The organism is Devosia enhydra (genome assembly GCF_900119845.1).
In the GTDB taxonomy this organism is placed as follows: domain Bacteria; phylum Pseudomonadota; class Alphaproteobacteria; order Rhizobiales; family Devosiaceae; genus FPKU01.
The window spans coordinates 854,648-877,550 of record NZ_FPKU01000001.1 but is presented as its reverse complement, the minus strand read 5'-3'; the positions used below and the strand labels follow the sequence as shown (position 1 = coordinate 877,550).

18 protein-coding genes are annotated in these 22,903 nt (G+C 65.6%); 9 read left to right on the top strand and 9 right to left on the bottom strand.

Features of this window, described 5'->3' with window-relative positions:
• Positions 1-5 precede the first annotated feature (5 nt).
• Positions 6-428 (bottom strand): GNAT family N-acetyltransferase, encoded by a 423-nt coding sequence (locus BT183_RS04270; protein WP_072339328.1) that lies wholly within the window; start codon positions 426-428, stop codon positions 6-8.
• Positions 429-1,077: 649 nt separating this feature from the next.
• On the opposite strand from BT183_RS04270, the gene BT183_RS04265 reads away from it, so the two are divergent.
• The 7 genes from BT183_RS04265 to BT183_RS04235 all read left to right on the top strand — a co-directional run bounded on the left by BT183_RS04265 (position 1,078) and on the right by BT183_RS04235 (position 9,457).
• Positions 1,078-1,296 carry a hypervirulence associated TUDOR domain-containing protein gene (locus BT183_RS04265; RefSeq protein WP_072339326.1) on the top strand — a complete coding sequence of 73 codons (219 nt, stop codon included), beginning with the start codon at positions 1,078-1,080 and terminating at the stop codon, positions 1,294-1,296.
• A gap of 726 nt (positions 1,297-2,022) precedes the next feature.
• Positions 2,023-5,778, top strand: a complete 3,756-nt coding sequence (gene metH / locus BT183_RS04260) for a methionine synthase (RefSeq protein WP_143145656.1) — start codon at positions 2,023-2,025, stop codon at positions 5,776-5,778.
• The gene (locus BT183_RS04255) at positions 5,775-6,146 is read left to right on the top strand and encodes a hypothetical protein (protein WP_072339323.1); all 372 of its coding nucleotides are present in this window, start codon (positions 5,775-5,777) and stop codon (positions 6,144-6,146) included. Before metH ends, BT183_RS04255 begins: the two co-directional genes overlap by 4 nt.
• 77 nt (positions 6,147-6,223) lie before the next feature.
• Entirely contained in the window at positions 6,224-6,955 is a 732-nt protein-coding gene (gene lexA, locus BT183_RS04250; protein WP_072339321.1) for a transcriptional repressor LexA, read from the top strand.
• Positions 6,956-7,050: 95 nt separating this feature from the next.
• Entirely contained in the window at positions 7,051-7,971 is a 921-nt protein-coding gene (locus BT183_RS04245; RefSeq protein WP_072339319.1) for a 2-dehydro-3-deoxygalactonokinase, read from the top strand.
• Positions 7,968-8,582, top strand: coding sequence for a 2-dehydro-3-deoxy-6-phosphogalactonate aldolase (locus tag BT183_RS04240; RefSeq protein ID WP_072339317.1), 615 nt, complete (start codon positions 7,968-7,970; stop codon positions 8,580-8,582). Before BT183_RS04245 ends, BT183_RS04240 begins: the two co-directional genes overlap by 4 nt.
• Positions 8,579-9,457, top strand: a complete 879-nt coding sequence (locus tag BT183_RS04235; protein WP_072339315.1) for an SMP-30/gluconolactonase/LRE family protein — start codon at positions 8,579-8,581, stop codon at positions 9,455-9,457. The genes BT183_RS04240 and BT183_RS04235 overlap by 4 nt, the downstream gene beginning before the upstream one ends.
• Before the next feature lie 172 nt (positions 9,458-9,629).
• Here BT183_RS04235 and BT183_RS04230 read toward each other — a convergent pair whose 3' ends face one another.
• Positions 9,630-11,852: a ComEC/Rec2 family competence protein gene (locus tag BT183_RS04230; protein ID WP_072339313.1), complete on the bottom strand. Its 2,223-nt coding sequence runs from the start codon at positions 11,850-11,852 to the stop codon at positions 9,630-9,632.
• Between the two features lie 70 nt (positions 11,853-11,922).
• On the opposite strand from BT183_RS04230, the gene gltX reads away from it, so the two are divergent.
• Both gltX and gltA read left to right on the top strand, forming a co-directional pair.
• The gene (gene gltX, locus BT183_RS04225; protein WP_072339312.1) at positions 11,923-13,344 is read left to right on the top strand and encodes a glutamate--tRNA ligase; all 1,422 of its coding nucleotides are present in this window, start codon (positions 11,923-11,925) and stop codon (positions 13,342-13,344) included.
• Positions 13,345-13,481: 137 nt separating this feature from the next.
• The gene (gene gltA / locus BT183_RS04220) at positions 13,482-14,771 is read left to right on the top strand and encodes a citrate synthase (RefSeq protein WP_072339310.1); all 1,290 of its coding nucleotides are present in this window, start codon (positions 13,482-13,484) and stop codon (positions 14,769-14,771) included.
• Between the two features lie 7 nt (positions 14,772-14,778).
• Here gltA and BT183_RS04215 read toward each other — a convergent pair whose 3' ends face one another.
• From BT183_RS04215 to rseP, 7 genes are all read right to left on the bottom strand, one after another.
• The gene (locus BT183_RS04215) at positions 14,779-15,900 is read right to left on the bottom strand and encodes a lipid-A-disaccharide synthase (RefSeq protein WP_072339308.1); all 1,122 of its coding nucleotides are present in this window, start codon (positions 15,898-15,900) and stop codon (positions 14,779-14,781) included.
• Positions 15,893-16,708, bottom strand: a complete 816-nt coding sequence (gene lpxI, locus BT183_RS04210) for a UDP-2,3-diacylglucosamine diphosphatase LpxI domain-containing protein (RefSeq protein ID WP_072339306.1) — start codon at positions 16,706-16,708, stop codon at positions 15,893-15,895. Before lpxI ends, BT183_RS04215 begins: the two co-directional genes overlap by 8 nt.
• A gap of 1 nt (position 16,709) precedes the next feature.
• Positions 16,710-17,525 carry an acyl-ACP--UDP-N-acetylglucosamine O-acyltransferase gene (lpxA, locus tag BT183_RS04205; RefSeq protein ID WP_072339304.1) on the bottom strand — a complete coding sequence of 272 codons (816 nt, stop codon included), beginning with the start codon at positions 17,523-17,525 and terminating at the stop codon, positions 16,710-16,712.
• Positions 17,522-17,983: a 3-hydroxyacyl-ACP dehydratase FabZ gene (gene fabZ, locus BT183_RS04200; RefSeq protein WP_072339302.1), complete on the bottom strand. Its 462-nt coding sequence runs from the start codon at positions 17,981-17,983 to the stop codon at positions 17,522-17,524. The genes lpxA and fabZ overlap by 4 nt, the downstream gene beginning before the upstream one ends.
• Positions 17,980-19,002, bottom strand: coding sequence for a UDP-3-O-(3-hydroxymyristoyl)glucosamine N-acyltransferase (gene lpxD, locus BT183_RS04195; protein ID WP_072339300.1), 1,023 nt, complete (start codon positions 19,000-19,002; stop codon positions 17,980-17,982). Before lpxD ends, fabZ begins: the two co-directional genes overlap by 4 nt.
• Before the next feature lie 150 nt (positions 19,003-19,152).
• The gene (gene bamA / locus BT183_RS04190; RefSeq protein ID WP_072339298.1) at positions 19,153-21,483 is read right to left on the bottom strand and encodes an outer membrane protein assembly factor BamA; all 2,331 of its coding nucleotides are present in this window, start codon (positions 21,481-21,483) and stop codon (positions 19,153-19,155) included.
• Positions 21,484-21,666: 183 nt separating this feature from the next.
• A complete protein-coding gene (gene rseP, locus BT183_RS04185) occupies positions 21,667-22,815 on the bottom strand; it encodes an RIP metalloprotease RseP (protein ID WP_072341506.1) in 1,149 nt (382 codons plus the stop codon).
• Positions 22,816-22,903: the final 88 nt, after the last annotated feature.

Genomic DNA, 22,903 nt, shown 5'->3' with positions numbered 1-22,903 from the left:
TTCCATCAGGCGGGCGGCAGGAACTTCTTGAGGAAGGTGCGGGTGCGGCCCTTGGGAAACTCGGGCAGCTCGCCGAAGATTTCGTAGCCCTGGCGCTGATAGGCCTTGAGCGCGATGGGGTTGAAGGTATCGATGAAGGCCGCCTGGCAACCGCGCTTGACCGCTTCGGCCTCGGCCATCTGCAGGATGCGGCCGGCGAGCTTCTGGCCGCGCAGGCTCTGATCGAGCCACAGCCACTGGATGTAGAGCCAGCCCCAGGCGGTGTAGCCCGACATGCCGCCGAGGATCGTGCCATCATCATCGGTGATGGACACGACGAGCGGCCGGCGCGCGGACGGACCGACATCCTCCTCGTTGAACGCGGTGAGCCCATCGGCGATGGCCTTGAGGATTTTATCCTCGGGGGCGTCGGTAAGACTAATCTGCATGGCGAATGAGACCTCGGTGCGGACTGACGACGGGCTATCAGGCGGCCCGGGGATCGGCAAGCGGATCGGCGGAATGGTGGTATCGCGGCGGGTTTACCGCATCGGATAGTTCCATAATATATCTTATGCGAATGGCTACGTGGGTTGGCTGGGGGCGGGTTTGGCCGTCGGCTGGTGCGTTGGAGGTTGGTTTGGGTGGTGCCCTCGCCTCTGATGGTGCTGGGCCTGCCCCGTGGGAGGATGGATGCCGGTGGCGTTGGGTGGTTGGTCGCCCGTGGGATGCGCGGATGGCGATTGGCGGACTTGGAAGGGAAACCGGATTCCGGCATCCGCCGGAATGACGCCGTGGGTGTGGCGGCACGGGTGCGCCAGCGTGGCGTCGCAGCTTGGGTATGGTGTCTTGGGTGCTCTGGAGGCGCACGGTGTGCTCGGGAATTGCAGCGTCCGTATCGCCGCGCCGGTGCGCCGGCGGGCTTTTGAACACGGAGGCGCCGCGGCTACGGATGGCCATCTGAGGTTTCGGGCGCCACTTGCGTCGGGACTCCGATCCGCCGGCATCACGGACAGGTCTGCCGACACATCATCTCGAGCTGGGAACGGCGTGGTTCACGGCGGCATTGATCGGGCGGATGGTTCGAGGAGTTCGACGATGACGACCTATCGCAAAGGCACCGAAGTCAGCTGGAGCTGGGGCAAAGGTACGGCCCGGGGCAAGATCGACGAGAGCTTCACCGATGACGTGACGCGCACGATCAAGGGCAAGGAGATCACCCGCAAGGCCAGCCAGGACGAGCCGGCTTATCTCATCACGCAGGAGGATGGCGACCGGGTGCTCAAGAGCCATTCCGAAATCGAAAAGGCGTCGTGAGGCGTGTGGATCTCGCTGTCGCTTTCGGGCCGACTGCTATGGTCGCTTGGATGGTCTTGCCGGGGGTCGGTTGCGGGTGTGGTTGGTGTGAAGGAGGCTCCTGCTTTAGGAGGACTGGCACGCGGGCCTGGGCGGGTCGGTGCCACGGATGCCCTCCCCGTCGTCCTGTGGAAACAGGGACCTCTGTCTGCGGTGGCGCAATTCGAAACTGGCTTCCGGCATTCGCCGGAATGACGCCGTGGTTGTGGCGGGGCTGTGTGCGGACACCTTCTTTGGTGTCAGTTCGTGGCACCTGAACGACAGCGGTGGCGCCCGAACCTCGTGCTTCGAGACGCGCCTTTAGGCGCTCCTCAGCATGAGGTTCTCAGGGAGGTCGCGGGTAGGCTGAAAGCGACTCAACTTTCATTCAGTTGGCACCCTCTATCCGCCCTCATGCTGAGGAGCGGCGGAGCCGCGTCTCGAAGCACGAGTGCATGGCGCGGTATCGAAGTGGCTAGATTGTCTTGCCCTGCCCTCGCTGTTCTCTGCTTGGATGACAGGTGGGGCGCGCCCGACACTTGTGCTTCGAGACGCGCCTTTGCGCTCCTCAGCATGAGGTTCTCAGGGGGGCGCGGATAGTCGCCCACCAGGCAAGGCTCCGCCCAAGGTCGGGGCTGGTAATCATATAAAGATATCTTTATATGGCGAGTATGCCGCGTGATGGCGCGGCTAGCCGAGGACCTTGCCATGCCCCAGACCGACGCCGCCGCACGCCCATCGACAAGCGATGTCGCCGCTGCGCTCAAGGCCGCAGCCGAAAAGAGGATCCTTATTCTCGACGGCGCGATGGGCACCATGATCCAGAAGCTGCGGCTCGAGGAGGAGGATTTCCGCGGCGCCCGCTTTGCCGCATGGCCGGTGCCGGTGCGTGGCAATAACGACCTTCTGGTGCTGACGCAGGCCCAGGCAATCGAAGACCTGCACCTGGCCTATGCGCTTGCGGGCGCGGATATTCTCGAGACCAACACCTTCTCCTCGACCTCGGTGGCGCAGGCCGATTACCGGATGGAAGAGCTGGTGTTCGAGCTCAACAAGGCCGGCGCCGAAGTGGCAGTGCGCGCCGCCCGCCGCGCCGAGGCGACCGATGGGCGGCGGCGGTTCGTGGCCGGCGCGCTGGGGCCCACCACCAAGACGGCCTCGATGTCGACGGACGTCAACAATCCGGGCCACAGGGCGATCAGCTTCGACGATCTTGTGGTGGCGTATCGCGAGGCGATCGCGGGGCTGATCGAGGGCGGGTCGGACCTGCTGCTGTTCGAGACCATCACAGATACGCTCAATACCAAGGCCGGGCTCTTTGCCGCCGAGGCCGAGTTCGAGGCGCGTGGGCTGCGCCTGCCGATCATGATTTCGGGCACGATCACCGATCTTTCGGGTCGAACGCTGTCGGGCCAGACCCCGACGGCCTTCTGGCACTCGCTGCGCCATGCGCGCCCCGTGACCTTCGGGCTCAATTGCGCGCTCGGGGCCAGCGCCATGCGCGCGCATCTGGCCGAGCTTTCAGGCGTCTGCGACACGCTGATCTGCGCTTATCCCAATGCCGGCCTGCCCAACGAGATGGGCCAGTATGACGAGAGCCCGGAGTTCATGGCGGCCCAGATCGCCGAATTCGCGGCGGAAGGCCTCGTCAACATCGTGGGCGGTTGCTGCGGCTCGACGCCCGAACACATCGCAGCGATCGCGCGGGCAGTGGCCCCCTACCCGCCTCGCGCCATTCCCGAGATCGAGACGCGGCTGCGCCTTGCGGGGCTCGAGCCCTTCACTCTGACCGATGAAATTCCCTTCGTGAATGTGGGCGAGCGCACCAATGTTACCGGCTCGGCCCGGTTTCGCAAGCTCATCACCGGCGGGGACTATGCCACGGCACTCGAGGTGGCGCGCGACCAGGTCGACAATGGCGCGCAGATCATCGACATCAACATGGATGAAGGCCTCATCGACTCCAAGAAGGCGATGACGGAATTCCTCAACCTGCTGGCCGCCGAGCCCGATATCGCACGCGTGCCGATCATGATCGATTCCTCCAAATGGGAGGTGATCGAGGCCGGGCTCAAATGCGTGCAGGGCAAGGCCATCGTCAATTCCATCTCGATGAAGGAGGGCGAGGCAGCCTTCCTCGCGCAGGCGCAACTCTGCCGGCGCTATGGCGCGGCGGTGGTGGTGATGGCCTTCGACGAAAAGGGCCAGGCCGATACCGAGGCCCGGAAGGTGGAAATCTGCACCCGCGCCTATCGGCTCTTGGTCGATGCGGTCGGGTTTCCGCCCGAGGACATCATCTTTGATCCCAACATCTTCGCGGTGGCGACGGGGATCGAGGAGCACGACAATTACGGTGTCGACTTCATCGAGGCGACGCGGCGCATCAAGGCCACCCTGCCCCATGTGCATATTTCGGGCGGCGTTTCGAACCTCTCCTTCTCGTTTCGCGGCAACGAGCCGGTGCGCGAGGCGATGCATGCGGTGTTCCTCTACCACGCCATCCAGGCGGGGATGGACATGGGCATCGTCAATGCAGGCCAGCTCGCGGTCTATGACACCATCGAGCCGGGCCTGCGCGAGGCCTGCGAGGACGTGGTGCTCAACCGGCGCAGCGATTCCACCGAGCGGCTGCTCGACCTCGCCGAGCAGTACAAGGGCACGGCCGGCAAGGAAGCGCGCGGCAAGGACCTGGCCTGGCGCGAGCGGCCGGTGGGCGAACGCCTGACCCATGCGCTGGTCAACGGCATCACCGAGTTCATCGAAATCGACGTGGAGGAAGCGCGCCAGGCCGCGCAGCGCCCGCTGCACGTGATCGAAGGCCCGCTGATGGCCGGCATGAACGTGGTGGGCGACCTCTTTGGCGCCGGCAAGATGTTTCTGCCCCAGGTGGTGAAATCGGCCCGGGTTATGAAGCAGGCAGTGGCCTATCTCATGCCCTATATGGAGGCCGAAAAGGCCGCCAATGGCGACGCATCGGGCCGCCAGAGCGCCGGCAAGGTGCTGATGGCAACGGTGAAGGGCGACGTGCACGACATCGGCAAGAACATCGTGGGCGTGGTTCTCGCCTGCAACAATTACGAGATCATCGATCTGGGCGTGATGGTGCCAAGCCAGACCATCCTCGAGACGGCGCGGCGCGAGAAGGTGGACGTGATCGGGCTCTCCGGCCTCATCACCCCCTCGCTCGATGAAATGGTGCATGTGGCGAGCGAAATGGAGCGCGAGGGGTTCGCCATCCCGCTTCTGATCGGCGGGGCGACGACGAGCCGCGTGCATACGGCCGTCAAGATCGATCCGCGCTATCGGCGGGGCCAGACGGTCTATGTCAATGATGCGAGCCGCGCCGTTGGCGTGGTCTCGAGCCTGCTTTCGCCCGATGCAAAAGCCGACTATGCCCGCACTGTGCGCGATGAATATCGGCAGGTGGCCGAGCGGCATGCGCGCAGCGAGGCCGAAAAGCAGCGGCTGCCGCTGGCGCGAGCCCGCGAGAACCGCTTCGTGCCGGACTGGAGCGCCTATGCGCCCCCTGCCCCGAGCTTTCTCGGCACGAAGGTGTTCGAGAATTTCGATCTTGCGACGCTCGCGCGCTATATCGACTGGACGCCGTTTTTCCAGACCTGGGAGATGAAGGGCGTCTACCCCAAGCTTCTCGACGATCCGGCGCAGGGCGCTGCGGCGCGCCAGCTTTTTGCCGATGCGCAGGAGATGCTGGGCAGGATCATCGCGGAAGGCTGGTTCAGGCCCAAGGCGGTGGTCGGGTTCTGGCCGGCCAATGCGGTGGGCGACGACATCGCGCTTTACGCCGACGCGGCGCGGCAGACCCCGCTCGCCACCTTGTTCACCCTGCGCCAGCAGCTCTCCAAAACCGGCGACAAGCCCAATATGGCGCTGGCCGATTTCGTCGCCCCCAGCGACAGCGGCAAGCAGGATCATGTCGGCGGGTTCGTGGTGACGGCTGGGCCCGAGGAGGTGGCGATCGCCGAGCGCTTCGAGAAGGCCAATGACGATTATTCCTCCATTCTCGTCAAGGCCTTGGCGGATCGCTTCGCCGAAGCCCTGGCCGAGTATATGCATGAGCGCGTGCGCCGCGAGCTCTGGGGCTATGCGCGGGACGAGGCCTATGCGCCCCATGAGCTGATCGGGGAACCCTATTCGGGTATCCGCCCTGCCCCGGGCTATCCCGCCCAGCCCGACCACACCGAAAAGACGACGCTGTTCCGCCTGCTCGATGCCGAGCGCGCGGTGGGCGTGCGGCTCACGGAGAGCTATGCGATGTGGCCGGGATCATCGGTTTCGGGCCTCTATATTGCCCATCCCGAAAGCTACTACTTTGGCGTGGCGAAGGTGGAACGCGACCAGGTGGAAGACTACGCACGCCGCAAGGGCATGGCGGTGGCAGAGGTGGAACGCTGGCTCGGTCCGGTGCTCAACTACATCCCCGGCGCGGTGGAGAAGGCCGCTTGAGCCCGCTCCGAGCCGAACGCGGCGACGGACTGCCGCAGCGAATCGGCGTCAAGATCGTCGATGGCGGGCCGGCACTGGTGGGCGGGCCCGGCGTCGCCGTACTCAGGCTTTCCGCCCCGCATGCGCATGAGGGCGGCGCGGCCTGTCCGGCCTGCGAGGCCGCGCTCGACCTGCGCAGCCGGCTCTGGAGCCTCGTGGAGGAAGCAAGAATGGGCCTGCGGCCAGGCTTTTCCACGGTTCTGGTCGATGCCTCCCTGCTGCCCGACAGCGCCGGCCTTGCCGACATGCTGGTGCCGGGGCGCGTGCCGGCCCGCAGCCTTTCGCACCATATGGTGGCCCGGCGCTTCGTTCTTCTTGACGAAGGATAAGATCATCGGTTGCAGAACAGAACTGGAACACCTATAAACGTTCAGTCTTTGTTCCGAATCTGCGCCGGGGGTCCGAAATGCTGACGCGCAAGCAGCACGAACTGCTCATGTTCATCCACGAGCGCATGAAGGAGAGCGGCATTCCGCCATCCTTCGACGAGATGAAGGATGCGCTCGACCTCAAGTCGAAATCGGGCATCCACAGGTTGATCACGGCGCTCGAGGAGCGCGGCTTCATCCGGCGCCTGCCCAACCGGGCCAGGGCGATGGAAGTGGTGCGCCTGCCCGATTCGATGAATCCATCGCTGGGCGGCCGCAAGGCGAAGTTCGAGCCGAGCGTGATCGAGGGCACGCTGGGGCGCGTGGCTGCGCCGCCGCCGCGGCCGGCCGCGGTCAGCTCTGCCCCATCGCCCGATGACAGCGGGCGCCCGGTGATGGTGCCGGTAATGGGCAGGATCGCGGCGGGCACGCCGATCGAGGCGATCCAGAGCCACAGCCACACCATCGGCGTGCCGCCCGAAATGCTCGGCGGCGGGGATCATTACGCGCTCGAAGTGCGCGGCGATTCGATGATCGATGCGGGCATCTTCGATGGCGATACCGTCATCATCAAGAAGCAGGATTCGGCGGTGACCGGCGAGATCGTCGTGGCATTGGTCGATGATCAGGAAGCAACCCTCAAGCGCCTGCGGCGCAAGGGGCAGTCGGTCGCGCTCGAGGCTGCCAATCCGGCCTATGAGACGCGCATTTTCCCTCAGGATCGCGTCAAGGTGCAGGGCCGGCTCGTGGGCCTGCTGCGCCGCTACTAAGGCTTCGAGATCGCGCGGCGATTGGGCGTTTCCGCGTTCAACCGGTAGACGAAATGATCTAGGGTCCTGGCGGTTTCGGCCTGGGGAGGAGCGCTATGGGGGAATCGGTCGCCTGGGTGGCGGTGGATTGGGGAACGTCGAATGTCCGCGCCTGGGGCGTATCGGCCGATGGCGGCATCGTGGCGTCCGCACGGTCCGAGGCGGGCATGGCGCGGCTTACGCCCGAGGCCTACCCCGCCGCTCTCGATCTATTGCTGACCGACATGGCCATCCCCGCCGGCGCCCCGCTGGAGGTGCTGATCTGCGGCATGGCAGGAGCGCGGCAGGGCTGGCGGGAAGCCCCCTATCTTGAGGTGCCTGCCGAACTGGGCGGGCTGGCGCTCTCGGCGGTCGAACCCCTAGGCACGAGGCCGGGCCTGAGCGCGCGCATCCAGCCCGGCGTCTGCCACAAGGGCGTGGGCAGCGAAGATGTGATGCGCGGCGAAGAGACCCAGCTTCTCGGCCTCTCGCGGCTGCTGCCGGGGTTTTCCGGCCTCGCGGTTCTGCCCGGCACCCATTGCAAATGGGCCGAGCTCGACGGGCGCAGGCTGACCCGCTTTGGCTCTGCGATGACGGGAGAAGTGTTCGAGGCGCTCGCCCAGCACACGGTTCTGCGCCATTCGCTGGCCGGCGACGTGGTAGAAAGCGAGCGTGAGGCCGGTTTCGACGACGGGGTCGAGGCTGCGCTGGCGCGGCCGGAACGGCTGTTGTCGAGCCTCTTTCGCGTGCGCACCGGGGCCTTGCTTTCGGGCAAATCGCCCTCATGGTGCCGGGGCTTCCTGTCGGGGCTTCTCATCGGCACCGAGATTGCGGGGTTCCGCAACTGGGGAGGCGATGAGGAGGTACCGCTGATCGGCAGCACCGCGCTGTGCGCGCTTTATGGCCGGGGGCTTGCCGCGATCGGGCGGAAGAGCCGCATCGTCGATGCCACCGACTGCACGTTGGCCGGGCTCAGGGCAGCAAGGGAACTCCTATGATCGAGCATCGTCATATCATCGCGATCCTGCGCGGCATCACCCCGGCCGAGACCATCAATGTCTGCGACGTGCTGGTCCGGGCCGGCATCGGGCTCATCGAGGTGCCCCTCAATTCGCCCGAGCCGCTGAAATCGATCGCGGCTGCGGCGCGCCATTTTGGCACGCAGGCAAGGATCGGGGCCGGTACGGTGCTCACCCCCGAGGGTGCCGATGCGGTGGCCGATGCCGGTGGCAGCTTCGTTGTTTCTCCCGATACCAATGCCGATGTCATCGGGCGCACCAAGGCACGCGGGCTCGCTTCCTATCCCGGCGTGCTGACGCCTACGGAGGCCTTCGCCGCGCTGCGCGCCGGAGCCGACGGGCTCAAGTTCTTTCCCGCCGAAGTGCTGGGCGCCAAGGGCATCCGCGCGATGAAGGCGGTGCTGCCGCCCAAGGTGCCGCTTTATGCCGTGGGCGGGGCGAACCCGGACAATTTCCGCGAGTTCTTCGCGGCAGGATGTGCCGGATTCGGGCTGGGCACCTATCTCTACAAGCCGGGCATGCGGTTCGATGAAATCGCCGACCGGGCGCGCCGCGCCGTCGAGGCCTATGACGCGGAGAAGGCAAGTTGAGCACTGCGGAACTGTTCGTCGATTGCCGGTGCGAACTGGGCGAGGGTCCGTTCTGGAACAGCATGGTTGGACGCCTCTTCTGGTTCGACATCGTCAACCAGACCCTGTATTCGGCGCGGCCGGACGGTCACATGGTGGATCGCTTCACCTTCGACGAACCGGTGAGCGCGGGTGCGGCGCTCGATGCCAATCATCTGGCCATCGTCTCGGCTTCCGGTGTCTACCGGTTCAGCATGCCGCGGGACACGGCGGAGCGGGTTATCGCGATCGAGGCCGATCGCGACGGCAATCGCTCCAATGACTGCCGGTTGCATCCCTCGGGCAGCTGGTGGATCGGCACGATGAGCCGACGCGGCGGCGCCGATCCGGGTGCCGGCGCGATCTACTGGTATCGCGACGGGCAGATCGAAACGATCATCGCCAACATCACAATTCCGAACGCCATCTGCTTTTCACCAGACGGGCGGATCGGATATTTCACCGATACGGAGACCGGCGTGATCCGGTCTGCGCCGCTCGATCCCGAGACGGGCAAGCCGGTGGGCCCCTGGCGCGATTTCGCCTCGACCGACGGCCATCGCGGCAAGCCGGATGGCGCGGTGGTCGATTCGGCGGGATATCTCTGGAGCGCGCGGTGGGGCGGCGGCTGCGTGGTGCGGCACGCGCCCGATGGCAGCATCGATCGCGTGGTTGAGGTGCCCGCCAGCAATGTCACCTGCCCGGCTTTCGGCGGGGCGGATCTGCGCACGCTCTATGTCACGACGGCGCGGGAGGGCCTTTCGCCCGAAGACCTGGAAAAGCAGCCGCATGCGGGCAGCATTTTTGCACTGAACGTGGACGTGCCCGGACAGCCCGATCCCATCCCGCGGCTGTAAAGACTTTCCTGCCATTGCGGGCGGGCGGGCGGGTCCCTTCGACTCGAGACACCCCGGAAGGGTGAGCCTGCGATTGGGATGGTGTTGCCAGCGGATCTTGAGTCCGACGTGCCAATGGCGCGGAGCGGCCGAACATGTGGCGCCCCGCAGACTGGCGGTGCCGCTATTGGTATCAGCGCAGATCAGCGCGCCAGGGGCGGCTGGTGGCGACCCTCGCGGTGCGGATTTCAAAGCCGTCTCCGCTCCAGCGCAGCCAGTGCACCCCGCCCCGCGCGATGGCGCCGGCATCGATGACGACGGGAGCCGCGCAGAACATCGGGGCCCGCAGGCGCGTGACGATGAGGTGGGCCCAGGCACAATCCTCTGAGAACGCATCTGAGCCGAGGACAAGCGCGGTGCGGAACTGCGGGCCGTCATGCAGGCAGGCGGTCGCGTCGCAGCGGGCGCCCGACAGCTGGGCGTCGATGTCGCGCCGATAATGATCCGACCAGACATCGACGGCAAAACTGCCCGTCCGGCCGGCCAGGAGGCCATAGGTTTCGCCAGCCCGGACCGCTATGGCCTGGGTGGAATCGGCGATGATGACATCGGGCCGCTGATCAAAGCCGAAAAACGCGATCAGCGGCACGGCCAATGCCGGCCCTGCCAGGCGCCACCAGCCCGGGAAGAAGGCAAACCAGCCGAGCGCGGCAAAGCCGATGACGAGAGCCGCGGGCGCGAGGATCGGGTTCTGCTCGAGACCCACGCTCCAGCCGGTGACGAGCGTGGCGATATCGAGCATGCGGTCAATGCCCCAGCCCATGATGGGCAACAGGAACGGATCGAGCCCGAGCGGCATAGCCAGCACCGAGAGCACGCCGAAGGGCATGATGACGAAGGTCAGAACCGGCAGCATCATGAGATTGCCGACGACCCCGAGGGGCGCGGTCTGCTGGAAATGATAGGCCGAAAACAGGAGCGTCGCGAGCCCGGCCACGAGGCTGGTGAGCGCCGTGGCCCATATGGCGCCGGCCATGCGCGACGGCATGCCCCTCGCCCGTTCGCGCGGCTGGCGGGGCAGTTCATAGGCGCCGATGAGCGCGACCACGGCAGCAAAGGACAGCTGGAAGCTGGGGCGAAAAATGCTGGGCGGATCGATGAGGATGATGACGATCGCGGCGATGGCGACATTGCGCATGGTGAGGGCGCGACGGCCCACCAGAACGGCCCCGAAAATGAGCCCGAGCATGAGGGTGGACCGGAAGGCGGGGATGTTGGCCGGGCCGCCGGCAAGCATGAGATAGGCGGAAGCGGCGAGCAGGCCGGCGACCGCCGCGATCTTCTTGATCGGCCAGCCGACCGATGCCGGCCAGAGCGCGAGACCGGCCCGCAACAGCCAGAAGGCGCCGCCCGCGACGATCGAGAGGTGGAGGCCGGAGATGGAATAGATGTGCGCGAGGCCCGAGGCGGCCATCACCTCGCGCACCTCGTCGCTGATGAAGCTTTGGTCGCCCACGACCATGGCCCAGCCGATGGCGGCGGCCGGACCGCTGAGGACGCTGGAAATCCGCTCGCCAATGCTGCGGCGCAACTCATCGACCGCGCGGGATAAGGCGAAGCCCTCGGCCGGCGCAATGCGCCGAAGATCGCTGGTGACGGTGCCATAAGCGCCGATGCCGGCGAAATAAGCATGAAACTCGGCGTCGAACGCGCCGGGAAGGACCGGGCCGGGTACGGGCGCGAGCCGAAAATTTGCGGCGATGCGATCGCCGGCGCGCAGCGGCGTGTCGGCGGCGGCGAAGATGCGGGCGCGGCGGATGTCGAGCGGGCGGGCGCCATCGATGGGGGTGATCGCGGACACGATCATCCGTCGCTCGGTCTGGCTTTCGGAGAGGATCTCGTCGATCGTCGCCTCATAGGCGCCATAGGCCGGAAAGGCGAGCATGGGGGTGGCGAACAGAGCCGCATGGAGCGGCAGGAGGGCAAAGCCGAAAGCGGCCGAAAGAGTGAGAACCGCAGGCCGCGTCGGGATGAGACGGAAGAGCGCGAGCAGGACGACAGCGAGCGCGGCTGTGGGCAGCGCCCATGGTGCTGGCTCCACCGGCAGGGCAGCGTAGATGATGAGCCCGGCGAGCAGCGCGAAGGGAACGAGGCAAAAGAGCCGCCGCGCATCGAGCGCCGCGGTGCAGGCGGCGCCGAGCCCGAGCGTGCGCCGGCGCAGCCTGAGCGCCGATGTCGGAAAGCGCAGAGGGTTTCGCAGCACCGGAGCGGTCGTGTCCGAGCGCAGCGCTGGCGGCGGGGGCGCGGGCAGGGCCAGATCGGTGCGATCATCGGTCATGAACCACGGGCCCCCACCCGTACTTGCCTTGCCCTCGGTGTTGGGCTCGGCGCTGCCCTTGCGCCTGCCGCCCGTCATGCTACACACGGCCGCGCAACCCCGCCAAGCCGGAAACGGCAGGCCTTTTTCGGGACAGCTTCCAGCACTCATGGCACAGACAGTCGTTACCCGCTTCGCCCCTTCGCCCACCGGTTACCTGCATATCGGTGGGGCACGCACGGCCCTGTTCTGCTGGGCCTATGCGCGAAAAACCGGCGGCAAGTTCCTGCTGCGCATCGAGGATACCGACCGCGAGCGATCGACGGACGCAGCGGTGGAGGCGATTTTCGACGGGCTGCGCTGGCTCGGGCTCGACTGGGATGGCGAGCCCTATATGCAGTTCTCGCGCGCGCCCCGGCATGCCGAGGTGGCACACGAACTGCTGGCACGCGGCAAGGCCTATTACTGCTACTGCTCGCAGGACGAGCTGGCGCAGATGCGCGAAGAGGCCCGCGCGGCCGGCAAGCCGCCGCGCTATGACGGGCGCTGGCGCGACCGCGACCCCTCGGAAGCTCCGGCCGGCGTGGCGCCGGTGATCCGCATCAAGGCGCCGCAGACCGGCGAAATCGTGGTGCATGACCATGTGCAGGGCGAGGTGGTGTTCAAGGCCGAGAACCTCGACGACTTCATCATCCTGCGCTCGGACGGCACGCCGACCTATATGCATGCCGTGGTGGTTGACGACCACGACATGGGCGTGACCCACATCATGCGTGGCGACGATCACCTGACCAATGCGGCCCGGCAGATCGTGATCTACAACGCCATGGGCTGGCACGTGCCGGAGATGGCCCATATTCCGCTGATCCACGGGCCGGACGGCGCCAAGCTCTCCAAGCGCCACGGCGCGCTGGGTGTGGAGGCCTATCGCCAGCTCGGCTACCTGCCCGAGGCGGTGAGGAACTACCTCGCCCGGCTCGGCTGGAGCCATGGCGACGACGAGATCTTCTCGACCGAGCAGATGGTTGAGTGGTTCGATCTCGACGGGCTCAACAAGGGCGCGGCGCGGTTCGATTTCGTCAAGCTCGAGAACATCAACGGCCACTATATCCGCGCCGCCGACCCCGACCGGCTCTACAAGGTGATGCTCGAAACCGCTCGCGAGGTCGGTCGCTCAAGCGATTTTGCGGGGTTGAGCGCTAATGCCGACACGGTTCTGGCCGCCCTGCCCGAGCTGCAGCCGCGCGCCAAGACCATTCTCGAACTCATCGACCTGGCACAGTTCATCTATGCCGTGCGGCCGATCACGCCCGACGCAGCTGCGGCGCAGCAACTCACCCCGGAGGCGCGGGCGATGCTGGGGGAGGCCGCGAGCGTGCTCGCCGGGCTCGAGGACTGGCAGGTGCCGGCCATCGATGGCGCGATGCGGGCTTTTGCCGAGGACAAGGGGTTGAAACTGGGCAAGGTGGCCCAGCCGCTGCGCGCCGCGCTGACCGGACGGACCGTCTCACCGGGCATTTTCGAGGTGATGGTGCTGATTGGCAAGGCCGAGTCGCTGGCCCGTATCGGCGATCAATCTCAAGTAAGATAGGTCAGCTTTATTCGCCCATTTGTTGCGCAGAAGGGCCAAATGGGATACGCCAACTCAGGCTTTTCTGCCTGATTTCCACCGTCGGCTCCGTCTTGTCAGACCGTCTGATCGGACGTCCGCGCCGCAAGGAGAACGATATGACCGAAACCATGGCGAAACTGACGATAGGCGAGAAGACCTACGAATTCCCCGTTCTGGGCGGAACCGTGGGACCGGACGTCATCGATATCCGATCGCTTTATGCCAAGACCGGTCTGTTCACCTACGATCCCGGCTTCACCTCGACCGCGGCGTGCGACAGCGCCATCACCTATATCGACGGCGACAAGGGCGAGCTGCTCTATCGCGGCTACCCGATCGAACAGCTGGCCGACAAGAGCAACTTCCTCGAAGTGTGCTACCTGCTGTTGTATGGCGAACTGCCGGACCAGGCCCAGATGGCCGATTTCGACCAGCGCGTGACGCGCCACACCATGGTGCATGAGCAGATGCACTATTTCTATCGCGGCTTCCGTCGCGATGCACATCCGATGGCGGTGCTGACCGGCGTGGTTGGCGCCATGGCGGCGTTCTACCACGACTCCACCGACATCAATGACCCGCAGCAGCGCGAGATCGCCTCGATCCGCATGATCGCCAAGCTGCCGACGCTGGCGGCGATGGCCTACAAATATTCGGTGGGCCAGCCCTTCGTCTATCCGCGCAACGATCTCGATTACGCGTCGAACTTCCTGCACATGTGCTTTGCGGTGCCGGCGGAAGAATACAAGGTCGACCCCGAGATCGCCCGGGCGATGGACCTGATCTTCACGCTGCATGCCGATCACGAGCAGAACGCCTCGACCTCGACGGTGCGCCTCTCGGGCTCTTCGGATGCCAACCCCTTCGCCTGTATCGCAGCGGGCGTGGCCTGCCTCTGGGGCCCGGCGCATGGCGGGGCCAATGAAGCGGCGCTCAACATGCTGCGCCAGATCGGCACCGTCGACCGGATCCCCGAATATATCCGCCGCGCCAAGGACAAGAACGATCCGTTCCGCCTGATGGGCTTCGGGCACCGCGTCTACAAGAATTACGACCCGCGCGCCAAGGTGATGCAGGCGACGGCGGCCCGCGTGCTCGACATCCTGGGCGTGGAGAACAACCCGACCTTGCAGGTTGCCAAGGAACTGGAACGCATTGCGCTCGAGGACGAATATTTCGTCGAGCGCAAGCTCTATCCGAACGTCGATTTCTACTCGGGCGTGATCCTGGACGCGATCGGCTTCCCGACCTCGATGTTCACCGTGCTGTTCGCAGTGGCCCGCACCGTTGGCTGGATCAGCCAGTGGAAGGAAATGATCGCCGACCCGCAGAAGAAGATCGGTCGCCCGCGCCAGCTCTATAACGGCGCCACTGCCCGCGACTATACCCCGATCGCCCAGCGCTGATCGGCTCTCAAGCCAGATGCGCGAGCACCCGGTCCGCCGGGTCCTCGCGCGGATCTTCCGGCGTGCCGGTTTCCATTGTGCGGCGCAGGGCCGCAAAAGCCGAGCGCTGCGCGGCCTGCGCCTCGGAATCGCGATAAAGCCCGACCGCCGCCTCGGCGAGACGCGCGGGCTCCGGTGCTTCCATCAGAATTTCCGGTACGACCGACGCCTGCATCAGAATATTGGGCAGGGCGGCAAAGCGCACGCCGTAGCGGCGGAAGCGCCGCGCCTGCCCACGATCGCCCAGATAGGTCACGACCATCGGGACGCCGGCCAGTGCAAGCTCGAGCGTGATGGTGCCGCTGATGGCCACGGCCATTCGCGCCTCGGCAAAAAGCCGCCCCCTGCCCGCCTCTCCGCTCACCACCGCCGGCACGACCGGCCAGTCGGCTACCGCCTGGGTGATCCGGGGCTGGAGAGACGATGGCGCCAGAATCGCCAATCTGTCTGCGCCTGACTGCTTGAGGCCTTCGGCGACTGCGCGCATCAGGGGCAAGTGGCGCCGCATCTGTCCGACCCGGCTGCCGGGGAGCAGCAGGATGGGCCCGTCGGCCGGACGGCCCGGGATGAATGGTATCGCCTCCAGCGCAGGATGCCCGACATAATGCGTTTCGGGCCCGCCCAGATCGCGCATGGCGGCCGGCTCGAAGGGCAGCACGGACAAAATTTCATCGAACAGTGCCGGAAGGGCGAGCGCCCGCTCGGGCTTCCACGCCCAAACGGCCGGAGCGACATAAAGCAGGATGGGCATGCGCCCGCCCCCTGCCCGCACCTGCCGGGCAACGAGCTTGGAAAACACCTGCGAGTCGACAAGCACCACGATATCGGGCCGCGACGACAGGATGGCCCGCGCCACCTGTCGCACACGCCAGAGGAGCAGCGGGAGGCGCGGCAACACATCGCTCCAGCCCATGACCGAGAGTTCGGACATGGGAAAAAGGCTCCTGAGCCCCTGCCCGATCAGGGCCTCGCCCCCCACGCCCTGAAGCGCGAGCGGCACGCGAGCTTTGAGGCGCCGCACGAGATCGGCACCGATACGATCGCCCGAGGGTTCGCCGGCAAGAATGAAGAGCGACAGCGGTTCACGCATCAGTATACCCGAACACCGCGACGCCGAGCCGATCAGCGAGCGCCCGCACCTGCTGGCGCTGGATAACGATGGTGCCACCCGCCGCGACCGCGATCAGCCCGATGCCGGCCTTCTTCGCGTTGGCAACAGTGCGCGGGCCGATGGCGGGCAGATCGACGAAAAGCGGCTGCTGCGGCTTGGGACATTTGGCCAGCACGAGCGGAGACGCCCCATCGGCGACGAGGCCACGCCATCTGAGCCGCCGAACCCGGGCGATGAGCTGGTCGGTGCCGCCGATATCTTCGACCGCCACCGCACGCCGACCGGCCACGACAACGGCCTGGCCGAGATCGAGACTGCCGGCTTTTCGCCCGAGGCCAAGGCCATAACGGGCCGCATCGTGCTGCGCGGGGGTGGGCGCCGGGCCGCCGAGCGACCCCGCCGAGGCCAGAAGATGGGGCGCGATTTCGTGCACGCCGAGCGGGCTGGCGCCCGTGAGGGTTTCGAGCCGCGCGACCAGATCGGAGAGCTCGGTATCGCCCATCGAGTGCAAGCCGGAGCCGGAAAAGAAGCCCGCCAGCGTCTCGCGCGCAATATCGGACAGGCTGACGCCGCCGGCCAGGGCAAAATGCGTGGCGCCGAACGCCCTGATCGCCGCGACTGCAGCATCTGGATCCGAGAGCCTGAACGGGATGGCGTCGAGCCCCTTGAGATCGGCCCGCCGCTTGAGGCTGAGGACCCGGAGCGCGAAGCCACGCTGCTGCGCGGCGGCGACGACTTCGGGCACGAGCGCGCCCGAGCCGACGATCAGCGCCAGCCGCGTCGTCACCTCAGTCTTCGTCCCGCCCGTTGCGGGGCAGGCAGATGGACCGATCCGAAGCGGCGGTGATGAACCTCAGCACATCCTGCACCAGCGGATCATCGGCAAAAAGGCCGGTCGCGTCCTCGACGCGCTCGCGCAGCGTGCCTTCGGCCGAAAAGATCATCCGGTACGCGGCGCGCAGGCGATGAATGGCCTCGCGCTCGAACTTGCGGCGCTTGAGGCCCACAAGGTTGAGGCCCGCAAGACGGGCCCGGTTGCCGACCGCCATTCCATAGGGAATGACATCGGCATCGACCATGCTCTGCGCGCCGATGAAGGCATGGGCGCCGATGCGGACGAACTGGTGCACCGCGCACATGCCGCCAAAGGCGACGTGATCGCCGATGGTGACGTGGCCGGCGAGCCCGACATAATTGGCGAGCACAACGCGATTGCCGACCTGGCAATCATGCGCCACATGCGAGGAGGCCATCAGCAGGCAGTCATCGCCGATGCTGGTGAGCATGGTGCCGCCGCGCGTGCCGGGATTGATGGTGACATTCTCGCGAATGACGCAGCGGGCGCCGATGCTGAGCCGGCTCGGCTCGCCCTCATATTTCAGATCTTGCGGCGGCTTGCCGATGGAGGTGAAGGGATAGATCTTGGTGCCCGGCCCGATATCGGAAAACCCGTCGACCACCACATGGGATACGAGCTCGACCCCTTCGCCGAGACCGACCCCGCCGCCCACGATGCAATAGGGCCCGATGACGGCGCCCGCGCCGATCCTGGCGCCCGGCGCAACGATGGCGGTGGGATGGATGACCGCGCCGGGATCGATCATTGCGGCACGATCATCGCGCCGACCTCGGCCTCGGCGATCAGCACGCCATCGACGATGGCGCGCGCCTCGTAGCGACCGACGGTGCGGCGGCGCTGGATCTTCTTGATGTGGAACTCGATCCGGTCGCCGGGTCCCGCCGGCTTGCGGAACTTGGCCTTGTCGATGGTGAGCATCAAAACGATGTTCTTGGTGCCGTCGGCCGCATCATGGGCGATGACGATGGCCCCCGCCGTCTGCGCCATGGCTTCGATGATCAGGACGCCGGGAAACACCGGCTTGTCCGGAAAATGGCCCTGAAAGATCGGCTCGTTATAGGTGACGTTCTTGATACCCACGGCCGCGTCATCGCCATCGATGTCGATGATCCGATCGATCATCAGGAAAGGATAGCGATGCGGCAGGCATTTCAGGATGTCGTCGATCTCGAGCCTGCCCAGTTCCTTCCCGCCATCGGTCACGGCCGTTCTCCCTTCATCAGGCGACGGATGGTGGCCGCCTCTTTCCAAAATTCACGAATCTCGCGCGCCGGGGCGCCGATGATCTTCGAACCTTCGGGCCAGCTCTTTGTGACCCCGGCCCCTGCATAGACGATCGAACCGCTGCCGATGGTGAGGTGGCCGGCCAGACCGGCACCACCACCGAGCAGAACGCCATCGCCCAGAATGGAGCCGCCGGCAAGGCCCGCCTTGGCAGCGATCAGGCACAGCCGCCCGATACGGCAATTGTGGCCGACCTGGACGAGATTATCGATCTTGGTGCCATCCCCGATCACGGTATCGCCCAGGGCGCCGCGATCTACCGTGGAATTGGCACCGATCTCGACGCGATCCTGGATGATGACGCGACCCAGTTGCGGGATCTTGCGGTTGCCCCGGCCATGGTCGAGCCAGCCGAAGCCCTCCTGACCGATGCGGACGCCGGACTGGAGCACGACGCCATTGCCAAGATAGGCGCATTCTATGGTGCAGTTGGCTCCGATGACGCAGTCGCGCCCGATGGCTACACCGGCTCCGATGACCGTGTTGGCCCCGATGATGGTGCCGCGCCCGATCTCGGCCCCTGCCCCGATGACCACATTGGCGCCGATCGACACGCCGCGCTCGATGATGATCTCGCCTTCGGCGCCCGGATTGAGCGCGCGTAGCTGCACGGCGCGGGTATTGCCGGGATAGAGCCGCTCGAGAATGGCGGAAAACAGCAGATGGGGCCTGGTATCGACGATGGCGAATGTGCCCTCGGGCACATCAACGGAGAGCTCGGGCGAGACTATTGCGACGCCGGCGCGCGTGTGGCGCAGGCCATCGCGATAGGGCTTGCCGGCTGCGAGCACGATGGTTTGCGCATCGGCCTCGTCGAGCTCGGCGGCGCCCGCGACCTCAAGCTGCGGGAGGCGCCGATCGCTGACATAGCCGACGTCCGCCATCAGGTCCGCCAGAGCGAGGGGGCCGGCGGTGTGATGAAAACGAATATCGACCATGTGGAGAATGCTGGAGACGATCGGGAAGAACTGGGGCGGACTGTCTCATGCGCCCGCCCGGGCCGCAAGCATTGCTTGGACGAAAGACGCCCGGGCAAAGAAAAAGCCCCGCTCCCAAAGGAACGGGGCCGTTTCGCAATTGCCCAGCGATCAGAGCAGGCTCTGCATGGTGAGCTGGAACACCTGGCTCTTGTCGAGCGTCGCCTTGTTGAGGACATAGGCGAAATCGCCGCGCAGCGGGCCAAAGGGCGAGTCCCAGATGATCGAGGCGCCGACCGAGGCCTTCAGCGGATCGTCGATGCTGCCGGCGAGAACCGGGAAGTCGCCACCCGCACCGTCAATCCAGGCCGCGTCGGCCCAGACCGCGCCGCTGACGCCGAAATTGTCGGGCAGCATCGGGATCGGGAATTCGACTTCGGCGGAGATGCCGGCATAGCTGGTGACGCCGAGGATTTCCTCGGACACGGCATGACGCGGGCCAAGGCCACGACCCTCGAAACCCCGCACCAGCGTTGCGCCGGGACGGAAGGTCTCGAACGGGCTGACGGCCTCGTCACCGAGCGCGTTGATGATACCGGCCTGACCGCGGACGCTGGCCACGATGCCGCTGTCATCGAGAACGGGCATGAAGTAGCGGGCCCGCGCCTCGGTCTTGAGGTAGTTGTGATCCCAGCCGACATATTGCTGCGAGAAGGTGGCGTAGAGACCCTCGCGCGGCTTCTTGGGATCGTCGAGCCCGTTATAGACGAGGCTGTAACCAACCCAGGCCTTGTTGAAGTCCGCCTCGATACCGGTCGAGCCATCGCCACCCAGAAGATAGGTGAAGGGGGCTTCGAGATCGGTGATCTTGCGGGTTTCGACGCCGACCAGACCGGTCAGCGACAGATCACGCGTCACCGGCAGGCCGAGCCGCAGCTGGCCGCCCGTGGAGGTGCTGCCATAGCGGTTGGAATCCGACTCATCGGAATTGCGGTGATAGACGTCGATGCCCGAGGACACCTTGAGACCCATGAAGCGGGGCTCAGTGAAGGAGAACTCGTAGGTCTGGCCCGAACCGGTGGCGCCGACCGAGGCGCGCAGATACTGGCCGCGACCGAGGAAGTTGCGCTCGGTGACCGACACTTCGCCCAGGATACCGTCATCGGTCGAGTAGCCGGCCGAGATGCCGTAATCGCCGGTGGACTGCTCTTCAACATCGACATTGATCACGACGCGATCAGGCGAGCTGCCCGGCGCGGTCGAAACGGCGACCTTGGAGAAGAAGCCCAGACGCTCGATGGCGGTGCGGCCACGCTGCACGATGGAACGGTTGAAGGGGTCGCCTTCACCGAACTCGAGCTCGCGACGGATCACGTAGTCGCGGGTCTTGAGGTTGCCGGTGATGTTGATGCGCTCGACATAGATGCGCGCACCCTCATCGACGAGATAAGTGACGTTGAACGTGCCGGTGGCGATGTCGCGATCGAGGCGCGGGCGCACGTCGGCGAAGGCATAGCCCTGCCCGGTCGCCTCGAAGGCGAGATCCTCGGCAGACCGCTGCAGCTCGGCGAGCGAATACCGACCACCCTCACGGGTACGGATGGCACCGGTGAGGCGGTTGGCATCGAGGCCGGGAATGCTGGTTTCGACACCGATATTGCCGAAGCGGTAGCGGTCGCCTTCGACCACGGTGAAGTTGATGAAATAGCCGTTGCGGCTGGCGTCGTATTCGGCGACGGCCGACGTCACCTGCGCATCGGGGAAACCGCGATTGGCGTAGTACTGGCGGATGAGCTCACGGTCGAGCATCAGCTTGTCGGCGCTGTACTCGTCATCCTTGAAGAGCCACGACAACAGGTGCGATTCCTTGGTGCGGATGATTCCCTTGAGGGTGCCCGCATCGATGGAATTGTTGCCGGTGAAATTGATGGCGCTGATGCCGGTGCGATCACCCTCGTTGATCACGAAGACAATGCGCTGGCGACCGGTATCGGTTACTTCCTGCCGCGTGGTGACGCTGACATTGGAAAAGCCGGCGCGCTGATAGGCGAGCCTGATGGACTCGGTATCGGCATTCAGGCGCTCGGGGCTGACGCTGCCGCGCGTGGCGACATCGACCATCGAGAGCAGCTCGGCATCGGGGAAGCGGCGATTGCCCTCGAACAGGACCGAAGCGACGATCGGGTTCTCGACGACGCGCACATTGAGCGTCGAGCCCGACACGCCCACGGTCACCGAGCTGAAGAGCCCGGTGGCATAGAGCGAGGCGATGGAGGCATCGATCGCCGCCCGGCTCGCCTGATCACCCTGCCGGATCGAGAGGTAGGAAATCACAGTGGCAGAGTCGACCCGGCTGTTTCCGCTGACGCTGATGCGACTGACCGTCTGCGCCTGCGCTGCCTCGACCCCGATAAGCGGGCCGCCCACCCCGGTGAGCGTCGCGCCAATCATGAGGGCGGGAGCCAGGAGGGCACCGCACATCAGCTTCTTGGGATCGATCATCGTAATATTGCCTTTGCGACCACTGCCGGGAGAATCGCCATGCACAGCGCTTTCCCAGCCAACTCCAGCTTTAGGTTTTACCGGTATTTTAACCACGGGCAAGCGCCATCAGGCGACGCGGTTACCAAAAGATTGGTGGCCGTGCATTCCGGCAACACCCGGAAAAGCTGGGTAAACATAGGGTTAAGACCAGCGCCGCAGGGCTTCGAGGATGGTGTCGTTAAAGAGGGTGAAAACCATCAGCGAAACCACGATGGCAAAGCCGAACCGAAAGCCCAGCTCCTGCAGCTTCTGGCTCATGGGTTTGCCGCGGACCGCCTCATAGGCGTAGTAGGCCAGGTGCCCGCCATCGAGCATGGGAATGGGCAGCAGGTTGAAAATGCCGATATTGAGCGACAGCAGCGCCATGAGGTTGATGAGCGCGATGACCCCCATTGTCGCCACCTCGCCCGAGACCCGCGCGACCTTTACCGGCCCGCCGATTTGTTCGATATCGCCGCGCCCGACGAAGAAGTCGCCCAGGAACTCGCCGGTGCGCTGCACGATGAAGCGCATTTCCTCAAGCGTCAGGGACACGGCCTCGACCGGCCCCGGATGATAGAGCGTGACGTCGGTATCCTCGACATTGCGCGTGACCCCGATGCGGCCGACGCGATGGGTGTTGCCGAAGCGGTCGGTGATCTCGGTGGCCGCAGGCGTCATGGCGAGGGTGAGCGGAGCCCCTGCCCGCTCGAGCTCGACGGTGACCTGGCGCTCGGGCGCGGTCGCGACCAGCCGCTGGAAATCCTCGAACCCGCTGACGCGGTATCCGTCGACGGCAACGATGCGATCGCCCGGCGCAAGACCTGCCTCCGCCGCGACGGAGCCGGCCATCACCTCGTCGATGACGGGAGGCAGCGTGTAGCGGCCATAGCCGAGCAGAAGCGCGTAGAGCACGAGGAAAGTGAAGATGAGATTGGCGACCGGACCGGCAAGCACCACGGCCATGCGGCGCCATACGGATTTGTTGACAAACAGGCTGCGCGCCAGTTCCGGATCGGCGGCCGCGATCGCCTCATGGTCCGGCACGCCAGCCGGATTCATGTCGCCAACGAAGCGGACATAGCCGCCGAGCGGAATGGCCGAGAGCTTCCACCGCGTGCCCCGCCGATCGGTAAAGCCGATCACTTCCGGGCCAAAACCGATCGAGAAAGCCTGGATGGCGATGCCGTTCCAGCGGGCAACGAGATAATGCCCCATCTCGTGCACGAACACGATAATGGTCAGGACCAGGAGAAAGGCCGGGATGGCGTAAAGCAGCTGCAGGGACGGTTCGAACAGTTCGATCTCCATACGTCCGGAAACGCGCGGGAGCCCCGCGGCGCCGGACTTGTTGACCGGCTTTGCGTCAAGATTGCGGTTGAACAGCCCCGGGCGCAAG

What these genes read in the sequence shown, in the direction of transcription:
- rseP (WP_072341506.1), bottom strand. Translation starts at nt 22,815, where the DNA reads ATGGAGATCGAACTGTTCGAACCGTCCCTGCAGCTGCTTTACGCCATC.
- lpxA (WP_072339304.1), bottom strand. Translation starts at nt 17,525, where the DNA reads ATGATCGATCCCGGCGCGGTCATCCATCCCACCGCCATCGTTGCGCCG.
- gltX (WP_072339312.1), top strand. Translation starts at nt 11,923, where the DNA reads ATGGCACAGACAGTCGTTACCCGCTTCGCCCCTTCGCCCACCGGTTAC.
- BT183_RS04240 (WP_072339317.1), top strand. Translation starts at nt 7,968, where the DNA reads ATGATCGAGCATCGTCATATCATCGCGATCCTGCGCGGCATCACCCCG.
- BT183_RS04230 (WP_072339313.1), bottom strand. Translation starts at nt 11,852, where the DNA reads ATGACGGGCGGCAGGCGCAAGGGCAGCGCCGAGCCCAACACCGAGGGC.
- lpxD (WP_072339300.1), bottom strand. Translation starts at nt 19,002, where the DNA reads ATGGTCGATATTCGTTTTCATCACACCGCCGGCCCCCTCGCTCTGGCG.
- BT183_RS04215 (WP_072339308.1), bottom strand. Translation starts at nt 15,900, where the DNA reads ATGCGTGAACCGCTGTCGCTCTTCATTCTTGCCGGCGAACCCTCGGGC.
- gltA (WP_072339310.1), top strand. Translation starts at nt 13,482, where the DNA reads ATGACCGAAACCATGGCGAAACTGACGATAGGCGAGAAGACCTACGAA.
- BT183_RS04265 (WP_072339326.1), top strand. Translation starts at nt 1,078, where the DNA reads ATGACGACCTATCGCAAAGGCACCGAAGTCAGCTGGAGCTGGGGCAAA.
- metH (WP_143145656.1), top strand. Translation starts at nt 2,023, where the DNA reads ATGCCCCAGACCGACGCCGCCGCACGCCCATCGACAAGCGATGTCGCC.
- bamA (WP_072339298.1), bottom strand. Translation starts at nt 21,483, where the DNA reads ATGATCGATCCCAAGAAGCTGATGTGCGGTGCCCTCCTGGCTCCCGCC.
- BT183_RS04245 (WP_072339319.1), top strand. Translation starts at nt 7,051, where the DNA reads ATGGGGGAATCGGTCGCCTGGGTGGCGGTGGATTGGGGAACGTCGAAT.
- BT183_RS04270 (WP_072339328.1), bottom strand. Translation starts at nt 428, where the DNA reads ATGCAGATTAGTCTTACCGACGCCCCCGAGGATAAAATCCTCAAGGCC.
- lexA (WP_072339321.1), top strand. Translation starts at nt 6,224, where the DNA reads ATGCTGACGCGCAAGCAGCACGAACTGCTCATGTTCATCCACGAGCGC.